The sequence below is a fragment of the Salinicola lusitanus genome (assembly GCF_038648475.1).
Lineage (GTDB): Bacteria > Pseudomonadota > Gammaproteobacteria > Pseudomonadales > Halomonadaceae > Salinicola > Salinicola lusitanus.
Genome location: NZ_CP151919.1, coordinates 4,518,665 through 4,544,216, shown reverse-complemented (window position 1 = coordinate 4,544,216; position 25,552 = coordinate 4,518,665). Strand labels below are relative to the sequence as shown.

The window sequence follows — 25,552 nt, the reverse complement described above, 5'->3', positions numbered from 1 at the left end:
GCCATGGCGGCGGCGCGGTCCTATCGCCACTGGCTCAGACGGCGACGGTTTGATCCGCCGAGTGCGTCTCCAGACGGCCCTGGCTGCCGTTGATCGGGATCTGGCGCGGGCGCTGCTCTTCCGGCACCACCCGCAGCAGGTCGACGATCAGCAGCCCGTTCTCGAGCCGGGCGCCCTGGACCTCGATGTTCTCGTCGAGGCGGAACGACAGCTTGAACGCGCGCTGGGCGATACCCTGGTGCAGGTACTGCACCTTGTCGTCCTGCTGGCGATCGCCCTTGCCGGCAGTGATCGTGAGCACACGCTTTTCGACGTTGACGTCGAGTTCCTGCTCGGCAAATCCGGCCGTGGCCACGGCGATGCGGTAGTCGTTCTCGCCATACTTCTCGACGTTGTAGGGCGGATAGCTGGGCACGTCGTTCTGCATCGCGGTCTCGAACAGATCGTTGAGCCTGTCGAAACCGATGGAACGGCGGAACAGCGGAGAAAGAGACATCGTATTCATGGTGCAACCTCCTGAATGACAGCGAAGTCTTGGGGGCCCGGGCCTATCCCGGGTCACCGCTCGCGGACCCGCTCGGCGGCGTCCGCTGTCGAGGGGATGACGCATGCAAGATGCCGTCTGCCAGTCGGCTCCCTCTCGACATTATGTTAAATAGGGTCGCCCAGACGGCTTTCAAGGGGGGAGTGCATCACGTGGCGAGATTTTTTATCTCCCGCGCCCGGCCCCGCTATCAGCGGTCTCGGCGGTACCCGGAGCAGAGAATGGTGGCGGTCGGACGGCTTTCAAGAGGGGGGGAGAAGAAGAGTGGGCCTGCGTGGCAGGTGTGATGAGCGCACGCGCGGGGAGGCGCCATTTCGGCCCAGCGTGAGAGACTTTCCGCTTTGCTGGCCAATAACCCTGCGGGCTGAACGGCCCCGCTGGCGCGTGCTCGGCTCGCGGAGGACGAGCCGAGCACCCCGGCCTAGCCCAGCAGTTGCCCGGCGATGCGCAGGCCAGCGACCCAGGTGGCGATGGCGGAACCCAGGCTCGAGAGCAGAAAGACCAGCAGGGTGCGGGCGACGCGGTTGCGCCACCAGCCGCGCCAGTGGCTGACATCGCTGCGCAGGCGCGAGAAGTCGCCGACAGTGGGGCGGCGGAAGTAGAGTTCGACCCCGGCGGTGACGAAGCCGACGCCGATGGTCGGGTTGAGCGAGGTGAGCGGGGCGCCGACGAAGGCGGCGGCGATCGTCAGCGGATGACCCAGGGCGATCAGCGCCCCCAGCGCCGAGAAGCTGCCGTTGATCAGCACCCATTCGCCCACCAGTGACCAGCCGAAGGCGGTATCGCGGCTGAAGCCGATGGCGAAGCCGGTCAGCACCAGGGCGACGATCACCCACGGGATCGCTTTCCACCAGCGCGCGCGGGGCGCGGTCGACTCCAGATTGGCGCGCTCCTGGATCACGCTGTCCAGCTCGGGCGGATGCTGGTTCAGGGTCTCGAGGTGGGCCTTCATGCCCTTGAGGTGGCCGGCGCCGATCACTACCAGCACGCGCTGGGTCCCGCCCTCCGGTAGTTCTTCCACCAGCCTGAGCGCCATGTAGCGGTCACGCTCGGTGATCAGGGGTTCGTACAAGGTCTGGGACTGCTCGGCGAATTCGGCGAAGGTGGACTCGAGCACGTCGCCCTGCTTGAGCTTCTCGATCTCCTCGCTGGAGACCTTCTGCCGCGACAGCACGCTGCCGAGCAGACCGGATATCAGGCTGAAGCGCTTGTACCACGGCACGTTCTGGTAGATGCGCTTGAGGGTGACGCCGATCTCGCGATCGATCAGATAGAGCGGCAGGCCGGCCCGTTGGGTCTCCTTGACCGCCGTGCGCATCTCCGCACCGGGTTCGATCCCCGACTGCTCCGCCACCCGTTGCTGGAAGGCGCCGAGCGCCAGGCTGGCGGCAACCATGCCGGCCTTGCCCTGCTTGAGAACCTGGAACAGGTCGAGCTTGGCCATGGCGTTGGGCTGGACCAGGCTCTGATGGCGCGAGGTGCAGAGCTCGATCGCGACGGCATCGAACTCGCCGGAGCGGATCAGCTCGCGCACCTCGTCGGCGCTGGTCTGGGAAACGTGGGCAGTGCCCAGCAGGGTCAAGTGGTGGGCGGCGAGATCCACGGTCTCGCGAGGTCCGGCGGCGTTGTCGGGCATCAAGGGGGCAATCCAAGGCTTAGGAAGAGAGTTGCCCCATATTGCACGTCACGTCGCCGATTCCAAGCCGTTGACAGCGAAAAACGTCAGTCGCGGTCAACGGCGGCCCTGCTCGACGGTCGATCACTCGCCGGCAAGGCGCTCCTGGGCACGCGGTGAACGGCACGCGGCGGCGGTGAACAGCACGTCGGTGGAGGAGTTGAGTGCGGTTTCGGTGGAGTCCTGGATCACGCTGATGACGAAGCCGATCGCTACCACCTGCATGGCGACGTCCGCCGAGATCCCGAACAGGCTGGCCGCCATCGGTATCAGCAGCAGCGAGCCGCCGGCGACGCCGGAGACGCCGCAGGCCGCCAGCGCCGAAACGACGCAGAGCAGCAGCGCGGTGGCGAAATCCACGTCGATTCCCAGGGTGTTGGCGGCCGCCAGTGTCATCACCGTGATGGTGATCGCGGCGCCTGACATGTTGATCGTGGCGCCCAGCGGGATCGAGACGGAGTAGGTGTCGGCGTGCAGGTCGAGGCGCTTGCACAACTCCATGTTGACCGGAATGTTGGCCGCGCTGCTGCGGGTGAAGAAGGCGGTGATGGCGCTGCCGCGCAGGCAGGTAAAGACCAGCGGGTAGGGATTGCGGCGCGTGTAGAGAAACACGATCAGCGGATTGCTCACCAGTGCCACGAAGGCCATGCAGCCCAGCAGTACCGCGAGCAGCTGGGCGTAGTCGGCCAGCGCGCTCATGCCGGTGGAGGCGAAGGTGTTGGCGACCAGCCCGAAGATGCCCAGCGGGGCGAGCCGGATCACCCAGCGGACCAGGCCAGAAACCGCATCCGAGAGATCGGCCAGCGACCGCCGCGTGGTGTCGCTGGCGCGACGCAGCAGCAGGCCGAGCCCGACGGCCCAGGCCAGGATGCCGATGAAGTTGGCATCGGTCAGGGCGTGGATGGGATTGTCCACCGCGCTCATGGCCAGGTTGCGCAGGATCTCGGCGACGCCGGTCGGCGGCGTGCCATCGGCCCGCGGGGCGTCGATGATCAGCGAGGTCGGGAACAGGAAGCTCGCCGCCACCGCGATCAGCGCGGCAGCCAGCGTGCCGGTCAGGTAGAGCATCAGGACGCCGCGCACCTGGGTCGGCTGGCCACGCTGGTGGCTGGCGATGGCCGCCATCACCAGCACGAAGACCAGCACCGGGGCGACGGCCTTGAGCGCGCCGATGAACAGGTCGCCGAGGATGGCCACCGATGGCGCGATCGACGGCGCCAGGGTGGCGAGGAGCAGGCCGGCCGCGATCCCGATCAGGATCTGGGGAATGAGCCCGATGCGGGGCAGAAGCGAGGACGCGGTGCGGGTGTCGGAACTGGCGGACATGACTCTCTCTTGGGTTGCCGAGGTGGCGGCGTGGCCGCGAAGGGCGGCATTCTACCACCGCTCTCCCGGTCGAACTCGTCGAAAATCCTGTCGCTGGCTCAACCTTTAGTGTCATTCACCGATGATTGGCCGAGCGGATGGTAAAAAAATGATTTGCCTTGGGTAAGCGAGAGAGATTGTTCGCGAATGACCGGTCAGCGTCGCCAGAATGCCGGGGTGAACAGCACTAGGATGGTGAAGATCTCCAGTCTTCCCAGCATCATCGCCAGCACCAGGATCCACTTGGCGGCGCTGGGAATGTCGCCGTAGTCGGTCGAGACATCACCCAGTCCCGGGCCCAGGTTGTTGAGCGCCGAGCCGATCGCCGACCACGCCGTCACCTGATCGAGGCCGGTGGCCAGCAGCGCCAGCAGCATCACCACGAACAGCATCATGTAGACGGAGAAGAAGCCCCAGACGGCTTCGGCGACACCCTCGGAGATGCGCATCTTGCCGACCTTGACGGCAAACACGGCGTTGGGATGGATCAGCCGGTGAATCTCGCGGATGCCCTGCTTCAGAACCAGCAGAATGCGGATCACCTTCATGCCGCCCCCCGCCGACCCGGAGCAGGCGCCGACGAAGGCCGCCATGAACAGCATGATCGGCAGCACCCCCGGCCACAGGGTGAAATCGGCCACGCTGAAGCCGGATGTCGTCGCCACCGAAACGGCTTCGAACAGCCCGTGTCGAATGCCGGTGGCGTCATGATAGGTACCGGTGGCGAACAGGGTGATGACGGTGATCGCGATCAGGATGCCGAGAAACGTGACGAAGAACCGGAACTCCGGGTCGCGGATGTACTGCAGCAGGCGCCGTTCCCGCCATACCGCGAAGTGCAGACCGAAACTGACCGAGGAGACGATCATGAAGAAGACGCAGATCATCTCGATGGTGGCACTATCGAAGTGCGAGATGCTGGCGTCGTAGGTGGAGAACCCGCCGACGGCCACGGTGGCGAAGCTGTGGCCGATGGCGTCGAACCAGTTCATGCCCGCTAGCCAGTAGGCCAGCGCGCAGACGACGGTCAGGATCACGTAGATGTACCACAGTGCCTTGGCCGTCTCGGTGATCCGCGGGGTCAGCTTGGAGTCCTTCAGCGGGCCGGGGATCTCGGTCCGATAGAGCTGCATGCCGCCGATGCCCAGTGTCGGCAGAATCGCTACCGCGAGTACCACGATCCCCATCCCGCCCAGCCACTGCAGCTGCTGGCGGTAGAAGCGGATCGAGGCGGGCAGGTGATCGATGCCGCTGAGCACGGTGGCGCCGGTGGTCGTGAGTCCGGAGAAGGATTCGAACACGGCGTCGGTGAACGACATCGACGGCGCATCGGAGACCATGAACGGGATCGTGCCGAACAGCCCGAGCACGCTCCAGAACAGCACGGTGATGATGAAGCCGTCACGGGTACGCAGTTCGCGCTTGGCACGCCGGTTGGGCCAGTAGAGCAGCGCACCGGTGATGACCGAGATCGCCATGCCGGCGCCGAAGGCGTGCCAGTTGCCGTCGTGGAAGATTCGCGCGATCACCATCGGCGGCACCATGGTCAGGCTGAACAGCATCAGCAGCAGGCCGACGATGCGGAGAATGACCAGTAGGCTCACGCGGCGTCCCCCACCGGTCGGGACGGGCAGGCGGTGTCGGATGAATGGACCATCAGAAGAAAGTCAGGCCGACCTGGAACAGCCGCTCGACGTCACGGATGCGTCGCTTGTCGATCACGAACAGGATCAGGTGATCGCCGCTCTCGATCATGACATCGTCGTGGGCGATCAGCACTTCCTTGCCGCGCACGATGGCGCCGATGCTGGTGCCGCTGGGCAGGTCGACCTCGCCGATGGTGCGCCCGACCACCCGGGAGGAGCGCTTGTCGCCGTGAGCGATCGCCTCGATCGCTTCGGCGGCGCCGCGGCGCAGCGAGTGGACGTTGACGATATCGCCACGACGAACGTGGGTGAGCAGGCTGCCGATGGTGGTCTGCTGGGGAGAGATCGCGATGTCGATCTCGCCGCCCTGGACTAGGTCCACGTAAGCGGCATTGTTGATCAGGGTGAGTACCTTCTTGGCACCCAGACGCTTGGCCAGCATCGACGACATGATGTTGACCTCGTCGTCGTTGGTGAGCGCGCAGTAGATATCGCAGTCTTCGATGTTCTCCTCGAGCATCAGCCGCTTGCTGGTGGCGCTGCCGTGGAGCACCACGGTACGGTCGAGCTTCTCGGAGAGCGCGCCGCAGCGGTTGAGGTCATGTTCGATGATCTTGACCTGATGCTTGTGCTCCAGCGTCTCTGCCAGGCGCTCGCCGATGTTGCCGCCGCCGGCAATCAGCACGCGCCGGAAGTCGCGGTCGACCTTGCGTAGCTCCCCCATCACGGTGCGGATATCGCGCCGTGCGGCAATGAAGAACACTTCGTCGTCGGCCTCGATGACGGTGTCACCGGTGGGGATGATCGGCCGGTCGCGACGGTAGATCGCCGCCACGCGAGTATCGATATTGGGCATGTGGCGACGCAGGAAGCCGAGTTCCTGGCCCACCAGCGGGCCGCCGTAGTAGGCCTTGACCGCCACCAGCTGGGCCAGGCCGCCGGCGAAATCGAGCACCTGCAGCGCCCCAGGGTACTCGATCAACCGGCGGATGTGATCGGTGACCACCTGCTCGGGGCTGATCAGCACGTCCACCGGGATGGCGTCGTTGGAGAACAGGCTCTTGCGCGTCAGGTAGGCGGTGGAGCGTACGCGACCGATCTTGGTCGGCGTGCGAAACAGCGTGTGCGCCACCTGACAGGCGACCATGTTGATCTCGTCGGAGCTGGTCACCGCAATCAGCATGTCGGCGTCTTCACCGCCGGCCTGACGCAGAATGTTGGGGTAGGACGCGGTACCGATCACCGTGCGGATGTCGAGCCGATTCTGCAGCTCTCGCAGCCGCTCCTCGTTGATATCCACCACCGTGATGTCGTTCTCTTCATTGGCCAGATGTTCTGCCAACGTACCGCCGACCTGACCGGCACCCAGAATAATAATTTTCATGCCAAACCATCACGGAAATACAGCGTACCGCCTGCCAGTTTACCCGGCCCCGGAGGATCGGAGTGCAACCCGCCCGGCACCGAAATCAGCGCGTAGCATAACGAGCCGGGCCACCGATTGACAGGACCGCGGACGAGATCCCGCCCGCGATCATAGGCCGCGCCGATCAATCCAGCGAGACGCCGACCTTGATGGTCACCTGCCAGTGGGCCAGCTTGTCATCCTCGAGATGGCCGCGCGTCTCGGTGACCTCGAACCAGCGCATGCCGTGCAGCGTCTTGCTGGCTTTCTGCAGCGCGTTCTGGACGGCATCCTCGATGCTGGTGGGAGAAGAACCGGTCAGTTCGATCTGCTTGTAGACGTGGTCGCTCATGAGACAGCTCCTTGGTTGAGAAGGCCCCGGCGATCGCCACCGGTGGCCGGAAGCCCCTGGAATCCATGGGGCATCGGGAAATTCCTCGGGTCCTGGCAATGGCTCAGGCGTCGACGACGGTGATGCCCAGGGCCGAGAGCCGTTGCCGGGTGTCGTCGTCGGTTTCGAAAGTGACGGGACGCGTCAGCGGCCAGAGAAAATGGGTGTTGAAGCCCGCCGCTACCGCGTCCTCGGCGGTCCACAGCACGCAGACGTCCCGGGCCAGGCCGCAGAGATAGACGTCGGTGACGCGGCGGTCGCGAAGCCAGCCGGCCAGCCCGGTGGCGGGGCGATGACCGTCGGGGCCGACGTTGTTGCGAAACGCGCTGTAGGAGTCGATGCCGGGATCGGTTCCCTTGCGGATGATCGCATCGCAGCACGACCAGTCGATGGCCGGGTGCAGCGCCGCGCCTTCGGTGCGCTGAATGCAGTGATCCGGCCATAGCGTCTGGGAGTGGCCGTAGAGCTCGATCGCCTCGAACGGCTGGTGCGGTGGATGGCTGGACGCGAACGAGACGTGCCTGGTCGGATGCCAGTCCTGGGTTGCCACCACGTGGGCGAAGGCGTGCTGGGACAGCAGCCACTCCAGTCCCAGCAGGATCTGGTCGCCCTCGGCGCAGGCCAGCGCGCCACCGGGCATGAAGTCCGGCTGGACGTCGACGACGATCAGAGCGCTGTGAGGGGAGACGCCTCCGAGCGCCAGCCCGGCGGGCTGCGTCTCGGTGATCGGCGTCTCGCTGGTCTGCGTCCCGCTGGTCTGTGTAGTATCGATGACCTCGTTGTCAGGCACGACGGGTGCTTCCCGAGTGGCGGATTCGTCCTCAGTATCGAAGGCGGGCGAGGATGTCGCAAGTGCGCCACCCCCCCGATGCAGCGTGGTGCAGATCGGAGCATCGCACTGCCCCGCCGGCGTGGCGGTCGAGGCGAGTGGGCGGCGGAGGGGCGGTCAGACGCGCTTGCGCAGCCGGGCGTAGAAGAAGCCGTCGTGGCCGGCCGGGGTGGGCAGCAGCTGCCGGCCGTGGCCGCTTGGCCGGCCCCAGTCGAGCTCGCGGGGCATGTCGGCGTCGGCCTCCGGCGTGCGTGCCAGGAAGGCGTCGATCTGGGCTTCGTTTTCCGCCGGCAGCACCGAGCAGGTGGCGTAGAGCAGGACACCGCCCGGCGCGAGCTTGCTCCACAGCGTATCCAGCAGGCGCGATTGCAGCGCCGCCAGTTCGGCGATGTCGCTGTGGCGACGGGTCAGCTTGATATCCGGATGGCGCCGAATCACGCCGGTACCCGAGCAGGGGGCGTCGAGCAGGATCGCGTCGAACGGCTGGCCGTCCCACCAGCCGCTATCCGCCTCTGCGCGGCTGGCATCGGCGGCATGAAGGCGGGCTTCCAGCCCCAGTCGCTGCAGCGTCGACGAGACCCGCTTCAGGCGGGCCGGGTCGACGTCCAGTGCAGTGAGCTCGGTGTCGAAACGTTCCAGCAGGTGAGCGCTCTTGCCGCCCGGAGCGCTGCAGGCATCCAGAACCCGCCTGGTGGCGTCGCCTGCCAGCGCCGGTGCCAGCAGGTCGGCGCACAGCTGGGCCGATTCGTCCTGGACGCTGACGTCGCCGTCGGCGAAGCCGGGCAGTTGGGACACGTCGCAGGCGGTGGTCAGTCGGACGCCATCTGCGGCGAATTCGCAGGGTACTGCGTCGAGCCCGGCCGTCTCGAGCCGCTTCAGGTAAGCCTCGCGAGTGACGCGACGCCGGTTGACGCGCAGCGTCATCGGCCCCGCGTCGTTGTTGGCCGCGCAGATCGCACGCCAGTCGTCGGGCCAGGCGTCGCGAAACTCCAGCAGCAGCCAGGGGGGATGCCACAGGGCGACCGGCGCGTCCTTGTCCACCTTCGCCTGCAGGGCCACCGACTCGCGCTGGAACCGGCGCAGGCAGCCGTTGAGCACCTTCGTCGCCCACGCCTTGCCGAGCGCGCGCGCGGCGCCCGCCGTCTCGCTGACGGCGGCATGAGGCGGTACCCGCATGTGGAGAAGCTGGTACAGCCCGATCAGCAGCAGTGCCTGAATGTCGGTGTCGCGCTGCTTCATGGGCTGACGCAGCAGCTGGCCGGCCAGGGCATCGAGGCGGGGATGGGCGCGGCAGACACCGTAGCAGAGTGCCTTGACGAAGCCTCGGTCGCGCTCCTTGATCACGCTGGCGGCGAGGTCGGCATCGAGACCGGAGAGCGACCCCTTGCCGTCGAGTACCGGTACCAGCAGTCGCGCGGCAAAGGCGCGGGTATCGCCAGGATTCATCGGTCGGCTTCCTTGGGCTGGCCCAGGCGCTGGCCGGGGCTGAGACGAGGGTGGTTGGCGTTGAGCAGATCGCGGGCCGCGAGTGGCTTGCCGCCCGGCATCTGCAATCGGGTCACGCGCAGCACGTCGCGGCCGTCGACGCCGCAGGCGATGCGCAGTGCCTCGCCGTCCGGCGCCAGCAGGGTTCCAGGCTCGGCATCTCCCTCGCCGGGTCCGGTATCCGGCACGGCGAACCATAGCCGCAACGGCTCGCCGTCGAGCCGGGTCCAGGCCACGGGCCACGGATTGAAGGCGCGAATCCGGCGGGACAGTGCCGCCGCCGGCTGGCGGAAATCGAGCTCCGCTTCCGGCTTCGAGAGCTTGCTGGCGTAGGTGACGCCGGTCGCCGGTTGCGGCGTGGGGCTCAGGCTGCCCTCGGCCAGCGCGTCGACGCCCTCGACCAGTGTCCGGCCGCCGAGCTCGGCAAGGCGGTCATGAAGATCGCCACCGGTGGTGGCGTCATCGATGGGCGTGCGTTCGATCAGCAGCATGTCGCCGGTGTCGAGACCGGCATCCATCTGCATCAGGGTGATACCGCTCTCGCTGTCGCCGGCCTCGATGGCGCGCTGGATCGGCGCCGCGCCGCGCCAGCGCGGCAGCAACGAGGCGTGCACGTTGAGGCAGCCGAGCCGGGGCGTGTCGAGTACCGCCTGGGGCAGCAGCAGGCCGTAGGCGACGACGATCATCACGTCCGCCTCGAACTCGGCCAGCCGCCGCTGGGCCGCCTCGTCCTTGAGACTGAGCGGCTGCTCCACCGGCAGATCGTGTTGCTCGGCGAGACGCTTGACCGGGCTGGGCGTGAGCTTGCGGCCGCGCCCGGCGGGGCGATCCGGCTGGGTATAGACGCCGACTACCTGATGGCGGGAGGCGAGCAGCGCTTTCAGGCTCTCGGCGGCGAAGTCGGGCGTGCCGGCGAAGACGATCCGCAGCGACTGCCCTTCAACACGGTGACGCATTCGATAGGTTCCCGATGAGTGATGCTTGAAGATGAACGATGCCCGCGAATGACGAAGGCCGGCGTCGCGGGGACGGCCGGCCTTTGCAAGTCCGGGGAGCGGTCAGGCAGGCGATCAGGCTTCCTGCTTCTGGCGCTTCTGCATCTTCTTGAGAATGCGGTCGCGCTTGAGCGGCGACAGATAGTCGACGAACAGGACGCCTTCCAGGTGATCGCACTCATGCTGGATGCAGTGGGCCAGCAGGCCGTCGGCGTCCAGTTCGTAGGCGTTGCCGTCGCGATCGGTCGCCTTGAGATGAACGCGCAGCGCCCGCGGCACTTCGGCGTAGTAGTCGGGGATCGACAGGCAGCCTTCCTGCAGCGGCTCGCGCTCGTCGTCCAGCGGCTCGTAGCTCGGGTTGATCAGCACCAGCGGATCGTTGCGGTCGTCGCTGACGTCCATGACGATCACGCGCTGGTGAACGTCGATCTGCGTCGCTGCCAGGCCGATGCCGGAGGCGTCGTACATCGTTGCCAGCATGTCGTCGACCAGGGTGCGGATCTCGTCGTCGACGTGATCCACCGGGGTGGCCTTGGTGCGAAGGCGCGGATCGGGGTACTGGAGAATGGTTCTGATGGCCATAGTCGTTTTGCGTGCCTATCGGCATGAGTGACGTGATCTCCCTATTGTAGATCGCCAGCGCTGGCGGGGAAACCGCCGTGCCGGTTCGACGCCGCGGACGGCGATCGCGGGGCGCCGAACGCTCAAGTCCGGCGGGGTGGCGCCGATCTATGCAGCAATACCTCGAGGTAATCACCGGTGGGACGACGATAATGATCAGTCTGGAGGGGCCGAGGCCACACCGCTGCCGTGCCATGATGTGGCGCTGGCTGCTGGTCGGCGGCCTTGGCGTGATGGCAGTGTTTTCGAACCCGGTATGGGCGTTGTCGCTCAAGGCGGACGCGCCGGCCCACTATACGGTGCGCGAGGGCGACACGCTGTGGGGCATCGCCTCGCGATTTCTCGACTCGCCGTGGCAGTGGCAGGCGCTGTGGCGGCACAACCCGCAGATCGCCTCGCCGCAGAAACTCTATCCGGGCGATGTGCTCAGCCTCGATGCCGGCGCGGCCGGTGCGCCCCGGCTGTCGCTGGAGCGCGGGCGCGGCCAGACGGTTCGGCTCTCGCCCGGTGTCCGCCGGGCGCCGACACGGGATGCCGTGCCGGGACTGCCGCTGGATCGCATCAAGGTCTTCCTCGATGCCTATCAGATCGTCGATCCCGCCATTCTCGAGGATGCACCGACGGTCGTTGCCGGACAGTCGCAGCGGCTGCTGAGTGGTGCCGGTGACAGGCTGTATGCCCATGGCGCTCTGCCGGCTGCAGGTGCGACGCTGGGGGTCTATCGTCCCGGTACCGACTACCGGATTCCACGCTCGACCGGCGCGCCCCGGCAGGCAGCACGGCAACCGGATGTCGGAACGACGCCGGGTCAGGAGGACCTCGCCGGGACGCTGCGCGGGCTGGAGCTGCGCCGGCTCGGACACGTGAAAGTGATTCGAAACGTGGAAGATGTCGGTGAACTGGAGGTGCTGGACGCCGTTCAGGAGATCCGCAGTGGCGACTATCTGCTGGCGCTGACCGAGGGCGGCATCGCGACTCGGTTCGAGCCTCGAGCACCGGACACGCCGGTGGAGGCGACGATTCTGTCCGTTCCGGCCGGGGTGCGTTTCATCGGTCGCTACGACGTGGTGGCGATCGACCGTGGCAGTGCGGACGGACTCGAGGCCGGCCATGTGCTGCAGGCGATGCGTCAGGGCGAACGCGTGCACGACGATAGCCGCGATACCTGGGTGAAGCTGCCGGACACCGAGGCGGGCGCGGTGATGGTCTTTCGCGTCTTCGATCACTTGAGCTACGCCCTGGTCATGCGGGCGTCCCAGCCGCTGGCGGTGGGCGACCGCCTCGTCGTGCCGCGCGATCTTCGCGAGGCGGTGGCCATGGGAGGAGCGCCTTGAGCGCGGTGCCGCTGACAACGGCGTGGCGTCACACCGGCAGGTGCCGGCAGTGAGCCCGACGCTGCGCGACTGGTTGGCGTTGAGCGCGCTGCCCGGCCTGGGCCCGGTTCGTCTGGCACCGCTGCTGCGTCGCTGGCGTGAGGGAGGCGACATGGCGTGGCCGCAGGGGTGGCTGGCGGCACTGCCCGCCAATCTGGCCCAGCCGCTGCGGCTGTGGCTGGAGCACCCCTCGCGTAGCCCGCTGACACCGGCGGTCGACGCGGCGCTCGAGTGGGAGCGCGCCGATTCGCGGCGGCATCTGCTCCATCCGGGGCATCCGGCCTGGCCCGAACTGCTGACCCAGTTGCCGGATCCGCCGACGGTGCTCTGGGCCAAGGGCGAGCTCTCGATACTGTCGCAGCCCGCCATCGCGATGGTCGGCACTCGCCGACCCACGCGGGAGGGGCAGGACAATGCGGTGCGGTTCGCCCGGGAACTGGTCGCCAGGGGATTCTGTATCGCCAGCGGCATGGCGCTGGGTATCGACGGTGCCGCACAGCGTGCGGCACTGGAGGCCGGCGGCGCAACCATCGGCGTGCTCGGCTGTGGAGTGGATGTGGTCTATCCGCCACGCCATGCCGCGCTCTTCCGGGAACTGTGGGAAGGCGAGGGGCTGCTGATCTCCGAACATCCGCCGGAGACGCGGGCCCATCCGCGTTTCTTTCCTCGCCGCAACCGGCTGATCACGGGGCTGTCCCAAGGCGTGCTGGTCGTGGAGGCCGCGGAGAAGAGCGGCTCGCTGGTGAGCGCGCGGCTGGCGCTGGAGCAGAACCGGGAGGTGTTCGCGATACCGGGATCGATCCACAACCCCCAGTCCGAGGGCTGCCTGCGCCTGATTCGTCAGGGCGAGGCTGCGCTGGTGCGTCACATAGAGGATATCGTGGGCGATCTCTCGCCCTGGCAGGTGCCGGTGTCTGCCCCCGATGCTGCCATCCCGACCGCGCATACGATGGATTCGCCGGGCCGACCGCCACGCCAGCGTCCGGCTGGGCCCAGGCCGGCGACGAACGCCCGCCCGGCGCCGCCGAACGGAGCGGCGGCGACCGAGATGCCGACATCGCCGCTGCTGGCTGCACTCAGCGATGCGCCGACGCCGGTGGATCTGCTGGTCGACCTGACCGGGCTGTCCGTCGCCGACGTCCAGTTGGGGCTGCTCGAACTCGAACTCGATGGCTGGGTCGCCCAGACCACGGGCGGCTGGGTCAGAAGAGGGCGTTGACGCCCGCCACACTCGCCGCCCGGGCAACGCTTCAGCGGGTCGGCCCGCCCCACGCCTCGAGGTGGTTGCGGCGGGCACGGGATTTCTGCTCGTCGCTCAGGCTCCAGTCCCCGCCGTAGATCGCTTCCTCCCACGCGCCGTAGGCCGGATTGGGCAGCACGATGTAGCGGCTGCCGAAAGCGTCGGCCTGGGCGTTGGCGGCGGCACGTCGCGCCGCGGCGCTCTCGCGGTCGAACCCCTGGGAGAAGTCGCCCAGATTGTCACCCATCAGCAGCACGACCCAGTGCGACTGCGCGACGCGCTGGCGCCTGGACGTCTTGTCGCTCGAGTCGGTACGCGGCAGGAAATGCTCGTGGTCGGCGTCGGGGAACCCGACCTGACGCAGGTTGCGCAGCGTCGCCTCCGTCTCGTCGTCGCGGCGGTTGGTGACGTAGAAGACCTCTACCCCCCGCGAGGCGGCATAATCGAGAAAGGACCTCGCTCCCGGCATCGGTGCCGCGCTGGCCCGCTCCACCCACTGGTGCCAGCTATCGCTGGCGTAATTCTCGTCATTGGCGATCAGCCACGCCTCGTAGGGGCTGTTGTCGAGCACCGTCTCGTCGACGTCGACGATGATCGCCGGCGGGCGCTGCGTCTGGCTGCCGGCGGCGGCCAGCGCGCGATCCAGGTTCATGCGGGCGAGATTGAAGGCCTGGTGGCTCAGCGCAGCGTACTCGCCGGAGGATTGCATCCAGGCCGTCGCCATCACCAGCTCGTCAGCGAGAGAGGCCTGCGGGGCGGGCGGTTGGGCCGGCTGCTGGGCGCAGGCGGCGAGACCGCCGGTCAGCGCCAGTGAGAGCAGTATCGGGGGCAGCGGTGAGCGAGGCATTGGCGGTTCCTTGATTGTCCGGTCCGATGGAGAAGTACCCGATTTCTCAATATGGCCGCCGACGCGGGCATTCGCCACCTCGAGCGCGCCTGGGTGCGACGTTGGCGCACGGCCCGGCGGCTTGTCGGCGTGTTAGAATTCGGGCCATGGGCAGCGGCTCGACTGTCGTGGAACCGGCAGTCGGGCTTTGGTGAAAGCCAGGCCCGGATGCTAGTGGAAGAGAGACCCAGGTTTTCGTGGAAGAGAGACCCAGATGCGTCAAGATTTCTCGGCTGCCGTCTCCTCCCTTCGGCAGGGGGGAATCATCGCCTATCCGACCGAAGGGGTATGGGGGCTCGGCTGCGACCCGGACGACGATCGGGCGCTGGCATCGCTGATCGCGCTCAAGGGGCGCGCCAGCGAAAAGGGCCTGATCCTGATCGCCGGTGACATCCGGCAGCTTTCTGAGTGGCTCGAGGGCATCGACGAGCGAGCCCGCCAACGCCTTCTCGAGACCTGGCCAGGGCCCCATACCTGGCTGATACCCGATAACGGGCGGGCCAGACCGCTGCTGCGTGGGGAGCATTCCACGCTGGCGGTTCGGGTCAGCGACCATCCGCTGGTGCAGGAGTTGTGCGCCGCCTGGGGTGGACCCCTGGTGTCGACATCGGCCAATCGTGCCGGTGAAGCGCCGGCGATGAGCGCCGATGAGGTGCGTGAAACATTCGGCGAGGCGTTGGGCGCGATCGTCGATGGACCACTCGGTGGACGCGACCGGCCCAGCACCATCCGCGATCTGACGACCGGGCGGCTGCTGCGCGCCTGAAAGGGCCAAGTCGCACGCAGCCGCCGTGCCGATACACCCCGAATCCCTATTCTCCGGACCGAAGGAAAGACGACCGTGGCACATTCCCACCTCGAAAGCGTCAAGGACTATCTGCTCACGCTGCAGGACTCACTTTGCGACTCGCTGGCCGCGCTCGACGGTGGTGGGCGATTCCGCGAGGAGAGCTGGGAGCGCGCCGAAGGGGGCGGCGGGCGTTCGCGGGTGATCGAGGAGGGCGCGCTGTTCGAGAAGGGCGGCGTCAACTTCTCGCATGTCCACGGTGAAAAACTGCCGCCCTCGGCGAGTGTCGCGCGTCCGGAGCTGGCGGGGCGCAGCTTCCACGCGGTGGGAGTCTCGTGGGTACTGCACCCGCGCAATCCGCACGTGCCGACCGTGCACGGCAACGTGCGATTCTTCATCGCCGACAAGGCGGGCGAAGAACCGGTATGGTGGTTCGGCGGCGGTTACGACCTGACCCCTTACTACCCCAGTCTCGAGGACACGAAACACTGGCACCGGGTCGCCGCCAAGGCCTGCGAGCCGTTCGGCGAGTCGGTGTACCCCCGCTTCAAGACTTGGTGCGACGAGTACTTCACGCTCAAGCATCGCGACGAGACCCGGGGGGTCGGCGGACTGTTCTTCGATGACCTCAACGAATGGCCGTTCGAGACCTGCTTTGCTTTCCAGCGGTCAGTGGGAGACAGCTTCCTGGAAGCGTTCGTGCCGATCGCCGAACGCCGTCGCGAGACACCGTTCGGGGAGCGGGAGCGGGAGTTCCAGTCCTACCGTCGGGGCCGTTACGTCGAGTTCAATCTGGTCTGGGACCGGGGCACCCTGTTCGGTTTGCAGAGCGGCGGGCGGACCGAGTCGATCCTGATGTCGATGCCGCCGCTGGCGCGCTGGCAATACCAGTGGGCGCCGCAGCCGGGCTCCGAGGAAGCGCGTCTGCTCGCCTATCTCCAACCCCGCGACTGGCTGAATACCACCGAGGAACCGTTACCCCAATGACCGACCGCTATGCCGTTTTCGGCCACCCCATTGGCCACTCGAAATCGCCACGCATTCACGCCGCCTTCGCCGAACAGACCGGCCAGAAGCTGTGTTACGACGCTATCGAGGCTCCCGTGAACGGATTCGCGGGGGCCTGGCAGGCGTTCGTCGATGCCGGCGGCCGCGGGGGCAACGTGACCGTGCCGTTCAAGCAAGAAGCCTTTGCGTTGGCCGAGGTGCTGTCGCCGAGAGCCCAGCTTGCCGGTGCGGTGAACACGCTGCTGATAGGCGAGGATGGGCGATTGCACGGCGATACCACCGACGGTGTCGGCCTGGTCCGCGACCTGGACGCCCACGCTGCGCCGCTCACCGGTGCGCGGGTCTTGTTGCTCGGCGCGGGAGGGGCCTCGCGCGGGGTGATCGAGCCGCTGCTGGAGGCCGGGATCGCGACGTTGACGGTGGCCAACCGCACCGTGTCGAAGGCCGAGGCGCTGGCGGCGCTGTTCGTCGGCAAGGGTGATGTCACCGGCTGCGGCTTCGATCGCATCGAGGGTCCGTTCGATCTGGTGGTCAATGCCACCAGCGCCAGTCTTGCCGGCGACCTGCCACCATTGCCGGATCACCTTTTCGCGGCGGATGGCCTGGCCTACGACATGATGTACGCCGCCGAGCCGACCGTCTTCCTGCGCTGGGCCGCCGAGCGGGGCGCGCGGTCGGTGGATGGGCTTGGCATGCTGATCGAGCAGGCTGCCGAGTCCTTCTGGCTGTGGCGTCAGGTGCGCCCGGATACCGCGCCGTTGCGGGAGCTGCTGAGGCGGGAGTTGTAGCTAGGGCTTTGGCGAGGCAACGAATTCGAGCAGGATCAGCTTACCACTGGCCGAGTCTCAACGATGCTTTGGCTCATGAATGCGAGGGGCAAGCCCCTCGCGCTCCCCTTTTTGACGCCCCAGACGACGAAAACCCGAACGCCACTCTCCTCTCCCGTGCGCGGGTCGGCGCGAAAGGGCATCCCTGCCCAACGCGCCGCTTGCGCCATCCATGACGCAAGACCCGGCACGGGTGACTGTCGTCCAGCGTCGTCTGGAAGGCGTCATTGGGTGGAGACCCCGAGCGTATTGGCTCTTGCCGGGAGACCGAACGCGAGAGGATCAAGCTTTGCAGTTGGGTCGCTTGCCGTTGGCCTTGGCCCGTTCGTAGCGCGACTGGGCCTCGCTGAGGCGATTGTGCAGGCCTTCCATCCGCTGCGAGTTGCTGGGGTGGGTGGACATCCAGGCCGGCGGCTCGCCCTGGCTGTTGGCCGACATGTTCTGCCACAGCTGAATGCTGGCGCTGGGGTCGAACCCGGCATCGGCCATCAGGTCCAGCCCTACCAGGTCGGCTTCCGACTCCTGCTGGCGCGAGAATGGCAGAATCACGCCGTATTGCGCACCCGCCCCCAGCAGCCCCATCACCTGCTCGCCACCCGCGCCTTGCAGGCCTGCCACCGTCTGCAGTACGGAGAGCCCGCTCTGCGTCGCTGCCTGGGTGGAAACGCGCTCGTTGGCGTGATGCGCCAGCACATGACCGACCTCGTGGCCGATGACCGCAGCCAACTGGTCCTGGTTGGTGGCGACGTCGAGCAGCCCGGTGTTGACACCGATATAGCCGCCCGGCAGGGCGAAGGCGTTGGCGGTGTCGTCCTTGAACAGCTTGACCTCCCACTCGGAGATACCGGCACTGGCGGGGACCTCGGCGGTGATCGCTTTCGCCACGCACTGCACGTAGTTGGCCTGGGCGCCACTGACCGTGGGCAGCTCCTGCTGGTACTGGGCGAAGCTCTGCTGGCCCATCTGCGCCAGCTCGTCGTCGGAGTAGAAGGCCAACTGGTTGCGGCCCATCGGCGAGGTGCTGCAGGCGCTCAGCAGGGCGGCGAGGCCGAGGGCGCCAATCAGCCGGGGGGAAGGTCTTCCTGACATGATGGTCTCCGAAACTCTCTGGTCATAGGTTGTTGGGGGTGCCGATTGGCCCAAGATACCCGGCCTGGCAGGGCGGTCAAGCCGACGGGGCTTGCTGGCCGCCGTCGGCGGGTTCACCGATGTCCAGGGTCAGGGTCGGCGCCGTGACGATGCCGTCGAGCGCGGCCGGCAGTGTGGGCGTCAGCGTCAGTTGGCTGCCTGTCGGCAGCTCGCCGGCGCGACTCAACCGTCGGGCGAGCGAGAGCAGGGACGACACGCGATCGGCCCTGGACGAGAGTGCGTCGAGGCCTTCCGGCTCCAGCGAGACCGGCAGGGTGACGGTCGCGGGCTCGCCGCCGGTCAGCGAAATCGGCTCGGTGACTTCGCCGGCGGCGGGTTCCGCGCCGGGCACCTGGAGCTGCCAGTCGAAGCCCTGCAGCGTGACCGACGGCGTCCCCGCCGGCAGCACCATCGCCAGCGGCAGATCGACGTTCACCGGCAGGCCGGCCAGCGCCAGCCCCGAACTCAGCAGCGTCAATTCGTCGATGCCTTCCAGGCCGGGCGAGAAGTGGTAGTTGCCGATGCGCACGTTCTCGACGCCCATCGACGACAGCGCGATTCGTCCCAGCATGAAGCCGACCTGGGGGAGCGCCAGGCAGCCGGTGAGCGAAGTCACCAGGATCGATGCGGCGAGCCAGCGGAAGCGAAACGCCATCGTCACTCCTTGAAATGAGCCATGGGAAACGTCTGGGTGAGCGGCGGTGCCGAATCGGTACTCCCAGGCCGAAAATGCGGGTCGACCGAGGGCCGCGACTGGACCCGAGGGGCCAGCCGGCACAAGATACTCCGTTTCCGGCAGCCTGCAATCCTCCGGGAAGATCGATTTCCATCGTTACTTTCCCCCACTCTTAGAGCCCGTTGCCGGAATCGTCTGACCCTGTTCGTTTCAAGGAGAGTCGAGGATGGATGGTGATTTGGCGCTACGTCTGAGCCGTTTACTGGATCGTGTCGAGGGATGGCTGCCCGAGCAGCCGCCTGCCATCGACTGGGCGCGTGATGTCGCGGCCCTGTGGCAATCCCACCCGCTCGGCGGACAGCTGGTCGCGGTATCGCCGCGTGATAGCGTCCGGCTGGAGGATCTGATCGGGGTCGAGCGCCAGAAGCGCGCCTTGCTGGAGAACACCCGAGCGTTTCTCCAAGGCTACCCCGCCAACCATGCCTTGCTGTGGGGCGCGCGGGGCAGCGGCAAGTCGTCGATGGTGCGCGCCCTGCTCAATACGCTGTCCGGCGAGGGGCTCCGCCTGATCCAGGTCGATCGTCACGATCTGGTCGCGCTGCCGATCCTGGTGCAGCGGTTGCGGGATCGGTCGGAACGATTCGTCGTCTACTGCGACGATCTGTCGTTCGAGGGCAGCGACGATGCCTATAAGGCGTTGAAGAGCGTGCTCGATGGCACGCTGACCGGGCCGCCGGAGAATGTGCTGCTCTATGCCACGTCGAATCGTCGGCACCTATTGCCGGAGTCGATGGCCGACAATCAGGAGACGCACCTGGTCGATGGCGAGTTGCACCATGGCGATGCCGTGGAGGAAAAAATCTCGCTGTCGGATCGTTTCGGCCTGTGGCTGGCGTTTCACCCGTTCGACCAGCAATCCTACCTCGAGGCCTGCCGCCATTGGGTCGCCCATCTGGGAGGAGACGGTGCCTGGAGCGAGGCGGCCCGTGCCGACGCGGTGCGCTATGCCACGCTGCGCGGCGTGCGCAGCGGTCGTGCCGCGTGGCAATTCGCCTGCCAGTGGGTCGGTTCGCAATCCATTCAACGGCCAACGGCGTAAGCGAATGCGTTATCCTCATGAAAAAGCATGAGTCATTTCATGCTTTGCTTGGGAACCGTTCATGAGGAGACAGACGGGTGAAGGTCTCTCGCTTACCGACATGGTTGATTGTCCTGGGCAGCATCCTGCTGACGCTGTTCTTCGGTTGGATGTTGTTGCAGGCGTTGTTCAATGATCGTGAGGCCTTTTCCCGGGACCTGAATTTCCAGTCTCAGGAACAGGGAATCACCATCAATGCTTCGCGTGCCGGGCTCGAACGTCGAGTCCAGCTGCTGGCGACCACGCTGGTCGCCAATCCGGTCGTTCGCGGACTCATGGCCCAGGCGACGGGCCCCGTCTCGCTAGCTCGGCTGCAGGCGATCCGGACCCGACTTCGCGAGAATCTCGCTCCCTACTGGAGGGCGCTGGAAGCGGGCAATGCGCTGGAACTCAACCTCTTCCTGCCCGGTGACGACGACGCGAGTCCTTTCCTGAGCCTGCAGTCGCATGACGCGTCCCCGGTCTCCGGGGACAGCGACTATCTGTTACGGCGGAGCCTGGAAACGCGAGAGGCGGTCTACGGCATCGAGTTCGACGGTTCCCGAGCGACCACGGCTGGTGTCGCGCCGATCTTCGGACCCGAGGACGAGAAGAGCGATACGCTCGTCGGGCTTCTCGAGGTGGAGTTTGCCGTGGTGCCCGACGTCGCCAGGCTCTCCGGTCAACTGAATAGCGGTGTCGCGGTGCTTTCCCGAGAGGGCGATATCGATGGGGCCGTACCCCGGTGGCGGGTGACCAAGCGCTCGAACGCGCTGATCGATGACTGGTTGTCCGGCACCCAGATGCCGGTGGTGCAAGACCGCGCGAACTGGTCCGTGGTCGAGGGCGATGACGGACGCGGCTATCTGTTGACGCTGGTCCCGCTGAGCCAATCCGGGGACGACAGCTCGCGAGCGATCGCGGCGGTGGCGGTCTGGAAAGATATCACGACGCAACTCGAGCATCGCGATGCGCTGATCATCAGCACCTGGCTGCGCTGGGGGGTGGCGTGGCTGATCGCCGAGGCCTGCCTGCTGCTACTGCTGTGGGGCACGCGTCGTGTGACCCGTGACACCATGCTTCGTCATCAGCAGCGGCTCGAGGGCCAGAAATCGACCCTGGAGTCCCTCAACCAGCGCCTCGAGGCACAGAAGGAGACGCTGCAGACCCTCAACGATATCGCAGCCTTCCAGGAAACCTCTTTCCAGCGTCTGGTGGAAAAGGCGCTGCAGGCAGGTGCCGAGCATCTTGGGATGCCATTTGCCGTTGCCAACCGTATCGAGGGTGAGGATTATCTGATCCAGGCCGCCTACTCCATCGATCAGCGGTTCGAGCCGGGACAGCACCTGAAGACCAGCGACACGTTCTGTGAATTGACCATGGCCAGTGCCGACGTCGTCGCCTTCGCCGATGCCGACACCGATGGCTTCGGCGAGCACCGCTGCCGTTTGCGTTACTCGCTCAAGAGCTATATCGGTGCCCCTATCTGGGTACATGGGCAGCGCTACGGGGCCTTGGCCTTCAGCAGCGATCGGCCGCATCCCCGTCGATTCGACGAAGTCGACAAGGAGTTCGTGCGCCTGCTGGCGCGTTGGGTCGGTGCCACGCTGATGCGCTGGCACGAAGTCGAAGCGCGGGAGGAGTTGAGCAAGCGGCTGCGCAAGATTGCCTCCCAGACCCCCGGGATGATCTATCAGTATCGGGTCGATGCCGATGGGCGGCCCTCGTTTCCCTACGCCAGTGACGCGATCAAGGCGTTCTACGGGATCACCCCCGAGCAGGCGGCACAGGACTCCTCCGCGGTCATCGAGGCGATCCTGGAAGAGGATCGGGAGATGGTTCTGCGGTCTATCACCGAGTCGAGGGAGAATCTGACTCCATGGCAGTGTGAGTATCGCATTCTGCATCCCGATGGTCGGGTCATCTGGCTTGCCGGCCAGTCGATCCCCGAGCGGGAGGACGATGGCGGGACGATATGGCACGGCTTCCTCCACGACGTGACCGAGCGCAAGCGCGACGAGCGTCTCAAGGGCGAGTTCATCTCCACCGTCAGTCATGAGCTACGCACGCCGCTGACCTCGATTTCCGGTGCGCTGGGGTTGATTCAGGGCGGCGCGCTCGGAACACCGCCGGATGCGATGCGTGGGATGCTGAAGACCGCCCACAGCAATTCCCAGCGCCTGATCCTGCTGATCAACGATCTGCTCGACATGGAGAAACTGGTCGCCGGCAAGATGACGTTCCAGATGCAGGAACAGCCGCTGATGCCACTGGTCGACCAGGCGATCGAGGCCAACCAGGCTTACGCCGACCAGTTCCAGACTCGCTATGTGGTGACCGATCGCATGGATCGCGCGAGTGTCAACGTCGATCCGATGCGCCTTCAGCAGGTGATGAGCAATCTGCTCTCCAACGCGGCGAAGTTCTCTCCACCGCACACCCAGGTCGAAATTCGGGTAGAGCCGATCGGTGACCGGGTAAGAGTCAGCATCATCGACCACGGCCCGGGCATTCCCGCCGAGTTTCACGATCGCATCTTCCAGAAGTTCTCCCAGGCCGACGGCTCCACCACGCGCAAGCAGGGCGGGACCGGGCTGGGCCTTGCCATCACGCGTGAGCTCATCGAGCGGATGCGAGGGTCGATCAACTTCTTCTCGGAAGCCGGGCAGGGCGCCTGTTTCTTCTTCGAGCTGCCCTGCACGGAGATGGCTCAGGCGCCCGAGTCCAGAGTGTCAGTGGAAGCGTCGCCAGCGCCTGTCGACGGCCACGAGATCGAAACCACCGGATCCCGGCTGCTGATCGTCGAGGACGATCCGGACACGGCAGTGCTGCTGGCCACACTGGTCAGGCACTGGGGCTATCAGGCCGAAACCGCGCACACCATTGGCGAAGCCCTGAAATGGCTCGAGCGCCGAAGCTTCGATGCCATCACCCTCGATCTGCTGCTGCCGGACGGCAACGGCCTGACGCTGCTGCGTCAACTGCGCGAGCAACCGCGCACCCGCGAGTTGCCGGTGTTGATCGTCTCGGCGGCGGCGGAAGAGGGGGCGCTGGAGATCGGCGGCCGCCTGGATGCCGTCGATTGGCTGGCCAAACCGCTCGACGAGAAGCGGCTGGCTGGCGCACTGCAAAGTTCGCTGAGTCTGAAGCCCCAGCGCGAGCGTATCCTGCATGTCGAGAGCGATGCCGAGCTGACTCACCGCGTGGCGCAACAGATCGCTCCCAGCATGACGCTGGATGTGGCGCGTTCGCTGCAGGAAGCGCGCTATCTGCTCGACAGCCATGACTACGGCTTGATATCGCTGGATCTCACCGGGCCGCAATCGCCCGGCTGGGAGATCATTCCGATGCTGAGCCAATTGGCCCGCCAGCCGGCTGTCATCATCCTGTCCGAGGAGGCGCTGGCACCGACGCTGCTGGGACGAATGGATACGGCGATCGCCAAGCCCGGTCTCTCTGCCGAGGCGCTCATGGAAGCCTTCGGTCGTCAGCTTCGGGGCGGTGCTACGCCGTCGGACAATCAAAACGAGGAAACCCGCTGAGATGAAACCTCTCCAACGGATTCTGCATGTCGAGGACGATATCTCGATCCAGGAGGTGGCCAAGGTCGCGCTCGAGATCGTCGGCGGCTTCGAGGTCCGCAGCTGCGATGACGGCCAGTCTGCGCTTTCATGTGCCGATGAATGGCAGCCGGATCTGGTCCTGCTCGACGTGATGATGCCGGGCATCGACGGCCCCACCACGCTGACCCGGTTGCGGGAACAGGCGTCGACACAATCGATTCCGGTCATCTTCATGACGGCCAAGGTCCAGCCCAGCGAGATCGAGCATTACCGCGCCATCGGCGCCCTGGATGTGGTCATCAAACCATTCGATCCCATGATGCTATCGACGCAGTTGCGGGAGATCTGGGAGCGATCCCATGCAGGATAGTGACATACAGGCGCGGCTGGCGGCGCTCAAGGCACAATACAGTCAGCGTCTCGGCGAGGACCTGCAGACCCTCACCGCTCAGGCACGCGAGCTCAGCGCGCGCCAGAGCGGACTCGATCCGGCGATGCTCGAGGTACTGAAACAGGGTCTGCATCGGATCGCGGGCTCCGCGGGGACGTTCGGTTATCCCGAGTTGAGCCGCGATGCCCGTGAAATGGAGATGTGGCTTCAGACCGTGATCGAGAGCGCGGCTGCGCCCACGCCGCCGATGCTCTCGGCGCTGCACGACCGCCTTCGGGACAGCTATCGTCTGCTCGCCACCACCGCTGCAGCGGCCGTCGCCGAGCCGCAAGCCGGCTATGACCTCGCCAGCGGCGATCGGCCCATTCGGATCGCGGTCATGGCGGATGGCGAGACCGACGCCCTGGTCCATTCATTGACCGGATTCGGCTACGACTGCCGCGCGCTCTCGGCGGAGAGGTCGTTTCGTGAGTGGCAGCCGGACGTCGCGATCGTCGACACGGCCCGGGTCGACAGCGTCACCTGGCGCGATCGTATCGCCGACATGCCGCAGGCGATGCTGATACTGCTGAGCGACGACACCGGGTTCGATGCTCGTCTCCAGGCGGTTCGTGACGGGGCTCACGGCTTCTTTGCCCATCCCGTCGATGTGCCTTCGCTGGAGCGCCATCTCCGCCAGTTGGTCAACCTTCCGCAGCAGGATCCCTACCGGGTGCTGATCGTCGACGACGACCTCGAGCTCGCCGAGCATTTTCGCCTGACCTTGAAGGGCGCCGGGATCGAGTCCCGGGTCATCACCGCGCCCCGCGACGTGTTGCGGGGCCTGCGCGATTTCGTGCCCGATCTGGTACTGATCGACATCAACATGCCGGGGTGCTCCGGACCGGAACTGGCGCGCCTCATTCGCTTCGACGACGACTGGCTGCGAATTCCACTGGTCTATCTGTCGGCGGAATCCGACGTCCACCGCCAGGCGCAGGCCCTGGCCCAGGCCGGTGACGACTTTCTGGTCAAGCCGATCGCGGACGTGGCGCTGGTGGCTGCGGTCACGGCGAGGGCACAGCGCTCCCGGCAGCTCAGTCTGGCATTGGCCCGTGATGGCCTGACCGGCCTGATCAAGCACCCGGCGATCAAGGAATTGATCGAGATCGAACAGGCGCGCTCCGAGCGTACCGGCTCGGAGGCCTGCGTGGTGATGATCGACATCGATCGCTTCAAGTCGATCAACGATACCTACGGTCATGGCACCGGCGACTATGTCATTCGCCTGCTCGCCAACCTGCTGCGCCAGCGGCTGCGCCGGGTCGATCATGTCGGCCGCTACGGCGGCGAGGAGTTCGTGGCGGTGTTGCCCTCGTGCTCGCTGGAGCACGCTCGCGAAGCGATCGAGCGTATCCGGGTCAGTTTCTCTCAGCTCGAGTGCGTGGCAGCGAGGGAGACCTTCAACGTCACATTCAGTGCGGGGGTGGCGAGTACGCTCGACTGGCAACCCGCCGAGGCGCTGCTCGAGGCCGCCGACCGTGCGATGTACGACGCCAAGCAGGGGGGAAGGAATCAGACCCGGGTCGCCGTTGCCCCGTGACCAGCGACGGCGTCGCGG

22 protein-coding genes are annotated in these 25,552 nt (G+C 66.3%); 9 read left to right on the top strand and 13 right to left on the bottom strand.

The window, feature by feature from the left end; all coding sequences use genetic code 11:
- Nucleotides 1-34: 34 nt before the first annotated feature.
- The 10 genes from AAGT95_RS20475 to def all read right to left on the bottom strand — a co-directional run bounded on the left by AAGT95_RS20475 (nucleotide 35) and on the right by def (nucleotide 10,917).
- Nucleotides 35-505: an Hsp20 family protein gene (locus AAGT95_RS20475; protein ID WP_110598500.1), complete on the bottom strand. Its 471-nt coding sequence runs from the start codon at nucleotides 503-505 to the stop codon at nucleotides 35-37.
- Nucleotides 506-965: 460 nt separating this feature from the next.
- Complete coding sequence (locus AAGT95_RS20470) at nucleotides 966-2,180, bottom strand: TraB/GumN family protein (protein WP_342594973.1); 1,215 nt, start codon at nucleotides 2,178-2,180, stop codon at nucleotides 966-968.
- A gap of 123 nt (nucleotides 2,181-2,303) precedes the next feature.
- Nucleotides 2,304-3,545: a serine/threonine transporter SstT gene (gene sstT, locus AAGT95_RS20465; RefSeq protein WP_342594972.1), complete on the bottom strand. Its 1,242-nt coding sequence runs from the start codon at nucleotides 3,543-3,545 to the stop codon at nucleotides 2,304-2,306.
- 194 nt (nucleotides 3,546-3,739) lie between these two features.
- Entirely contained in the window at nucleotides 3,740-5,188 is a 1,449-nt protein-coding gene (locus tag AAGT95_RS20460; RefSeq protein WP_110598497.1) for a TrkH family potassium uptake protein, read from the bottom strand.
- A gap of 52 nt (nucleotides 5,189-5,240) precedes the next feature.
- Nucleotides 5,241-6,614, bottom strand: a complete 1,374-nt coding sequence (trkA, locus tag AAGT95_RS20455; protein WP_110598496.1) for a Trk system potassium transporter TrkA — start codon at nucleotides 6,612-6,614, stop codon at nucleotides 5,241-5,243.
- A 166-nt stretch (nucleotides 6,615-6,780) separates the two neighbouring features.
- Entirely contained in the window at nucleotides 6,781-6,987 is a 207-nt protein-coding gene (locus AAGT95_RS20450) for a dodecin (protein WP_110598495.1), read from the bottom strand.
- Between the two features lie 103 nt (nucleotides 6,988-7,090).
- The gene (gene pncA / locus AAGT95_RS20445) at nucleotides 7,091-7,816 is read right to left on the bottom strand and encodes a bifunctional nicotinamidase/pyrazinamidase (RefSeq protein WP_342594971.1); all 726 of its coding nucleotides are present in this window, start codon (nucleotides 7,814-7,816) and stop codon (nucleotides 7,091-7,093) included.
- Between the two features lie 156 nt (nucleotides 7,817-7,972).
- Complete coding sequence (gene rsmB, locus AAGT95_RS20440) at nucleotides 7,973-9,301, bottom strand: 16S rRNA (cytosine(967)-C(5))-methyltransferase RsmB (protein WP_342594970.1); 1,329 nt, start codon at nucleotides 9,299-9,301, stop codon at nucleotides 7,973-7,975.
- The gene (fmt, locus tag AAGT95_RS20435; protein ID WP_342594969.1) at nucleotides 9,298-10,296 is read right to left on the bottom strand and encodes a methionyl-tRNA formyltransferase; all 999 of its coding nucleotides are present in this window, start codon (nucleotides 10,294-10,296) and stop codon (nucleotides 9,298-9,300) included. Before fmt ends, rsmB begins: the two co-directional genes overlap by 4 nt.
- A gap of 114 nt (nucleotides 10,297-10,410) precedes the next feature.
- The gene (gene def / locus AAGT95_RS20430) at nucleotides 10,411-10,917 is read right to left on the bottom strand and encodes a peptide deformylase (RefSeq protein ID WP_110598492.1); all 507 of its coding nucleotides are present in this window, start codon (nucleotides 10,915-10,917) and stop codon (nucleotides 10,411-10,413) included.
- A gap of 191 nt (nucleotides 10,918-11,108) precedes the next feature.
- On the opposite strand from def, the gene AAGT95_RS20425 reads away from it, so the two are divergent.
- A complete protein-coding gene (locus AAGT95_RS20425; protein WP_342594968.1) occupies nucleotides 11,109-12,290 on the top strand; it encodes a LysM domain-containing protein in 1,182 nt (393 codons plus the stop codon).
- Nucleotides 12,291-12,339: 49 nt separating this feature from the next.
- On the top strand, nucleotides 12,340-13,548 hold the full coding sequence (dprA, locus tag AAGT95_RS20420; RefSeq protein ID WP_342594967.1) for a DNA-processing protein DprA: 1,209 nt from the start codon (nucleotides 12,340-12,342) through the stop codon (nucleotides 13,546-13,548).
- Nucleotides 13,549-13,579: 31 nt separating this feature from the next.
- Here dprA and AAGT95_RS20415 read toward each other — a convergent pair whose 3' ends face one another.
- Complete coding sequence (locus tag AAGT95_RS20415; protein WP_110598490.1) at nucleotides 13,580-14,416, bottom strand: 5'-nucleotidase, lipoprotein e(P4) family; 837 nt, start codon at nucleotides 14,414-14,416, stop codon at nucleotides 13,580-13,582.
- A 253-nt stretch (nucleotides 14,417-14,669) separates the two neighbouring features.
- Between AAGT95_RS20415 and AAGT95_RS20410 the strand changes: the two genes are divergently transcribed.
- From AAGT95_RS20410 to aroE, 3 genes are all read left to right on the top strand, one after another.
- Nucleotides 14,670-15,221, top strand: a complete 552-nt coding sequence (locus AAGT95_RS20410) for an L-threonylcarbamoyladenylate synthase (protein ID WP_110598489.1) — start codon at nucleotides 14,670-14,672, stop codon at nucleotides 15,219-15,221.
- Between the two features lie 75 nt (nucleotides 15,222-15,296).
- Entirely contained in the window at nucleotides 15,297-16,229 is a 933-nt protein-coding gene (hemF, locus tag AAGT95_RS20405; RefSeq protein ID WP_342594966.1) for an oxygen-dependent coproporphyrinogen oxidase, read from the top strand.
- Nucleotides 16,226-17,038: a shikimate dehydrogenase gene (gene aroE, locus AAGT95_RS20400; RefSeq protein ID WP_342594965.1), complete on the top strand. Its 813-nt coding sequence runs from the start codon at nucleotides 16,226-16,228 to the stop codon at nucleotides 17,036-17,038. The genes hemF and aroE overlap by 4 nt, the downstream gene beginning before the upstream one ends.
- A gap of 321 nt (nucleotides 17,039-17,359) precedes the next feature.
- Here the strand turns inward: aroE and AAGT95_RS20395 are convergent, their stop codons facing one another.
- Both AAGT95_RS20395 and AAGT95_RS20390 read right to left on the bottom strand, forming a co-directional pair.
- Nucleotides 17,360-18,166 (bottom strand): M48 family metallopeptidase, encoded by an 807-nt coding sequence (locus tag AAGT95_RS20395; protein ID WP_342594964.1) that lies wholly within the window; start codon nucleotides 18,164-18,166, stop codon nucleotides 17,360-17,362.
- A 76-nt stretch (nucleotides 18,167-18,242) separates the two neighbouring features.
- Entirely contained in the window at nucleotides 18,243-18,860 is a 618-nt protein-coding gene (locus tag AAGT95_RS20390) for a hypothetical protein (protein WP_342594963.1), read from the bottom strand.
- A 247-nt stretch (nucleotides 18,861-19,107) separates the two neighbouring features.
- Between AAGT95_RS20390 and AAGT95_RS20385 the strand changes: the two genes are divergently transcribed.
- From AAGT95_RS20385 to AAGT95_RS20370, 4 genes are all read left to right on the top strand, one after another.
- A complete protein-coding gene (locus AAGT95_RS20385) occupies nucleotides 19,108-19,980 on the top strand; it encodes an ATP-binding protein (RefSeq protein WP_110598484.1) in 873 nt (290 codons plus the stop codon).
- Between the two features lie 77 nt (nucleotides 19,981-20,057).
- Nucleotides 20,058-23,540, top strand: a complete 3,483-nt coding sequence (locus AAGT95_RS20380) for an ATP-binding protein (RefSeq protein WP_342594962.1) — start codon at nucleotides 20,058-20,060, stop codon at nucleotides 23,538-23,540.
- A gap of 1 nt (nucleotide 23,541) precedes the next feature.
- Nucleotides 23,542-23,931: a response regulator gene (locus AAGT95_RS20375; protein WP_342594961.1), complete on the top strand. Its 390-nt coding sequence runs from the start codon at nucleotides 23,542-23,544 to the stop codon at nucleotides 23,929-23,931.
- Nucleotides 23,921-25,534, top strand: coding sequence for a diguanylate cyclase (locus AAGT95_RS20370; protein WP_342594960.1), 1,614 nt, complete (start codon nucleotides 23,921-23,923; stop codon nucleotides 25,532-25,534). The genes AAGT95_RS20375 and AAGT95_RS20370 overlap by 11 nt, the downstream gene beginning before the upstream one ends.
- The last annotated feature ends 18 nt before the right edge of the window (nucleotides 25,535-25,552 follow it).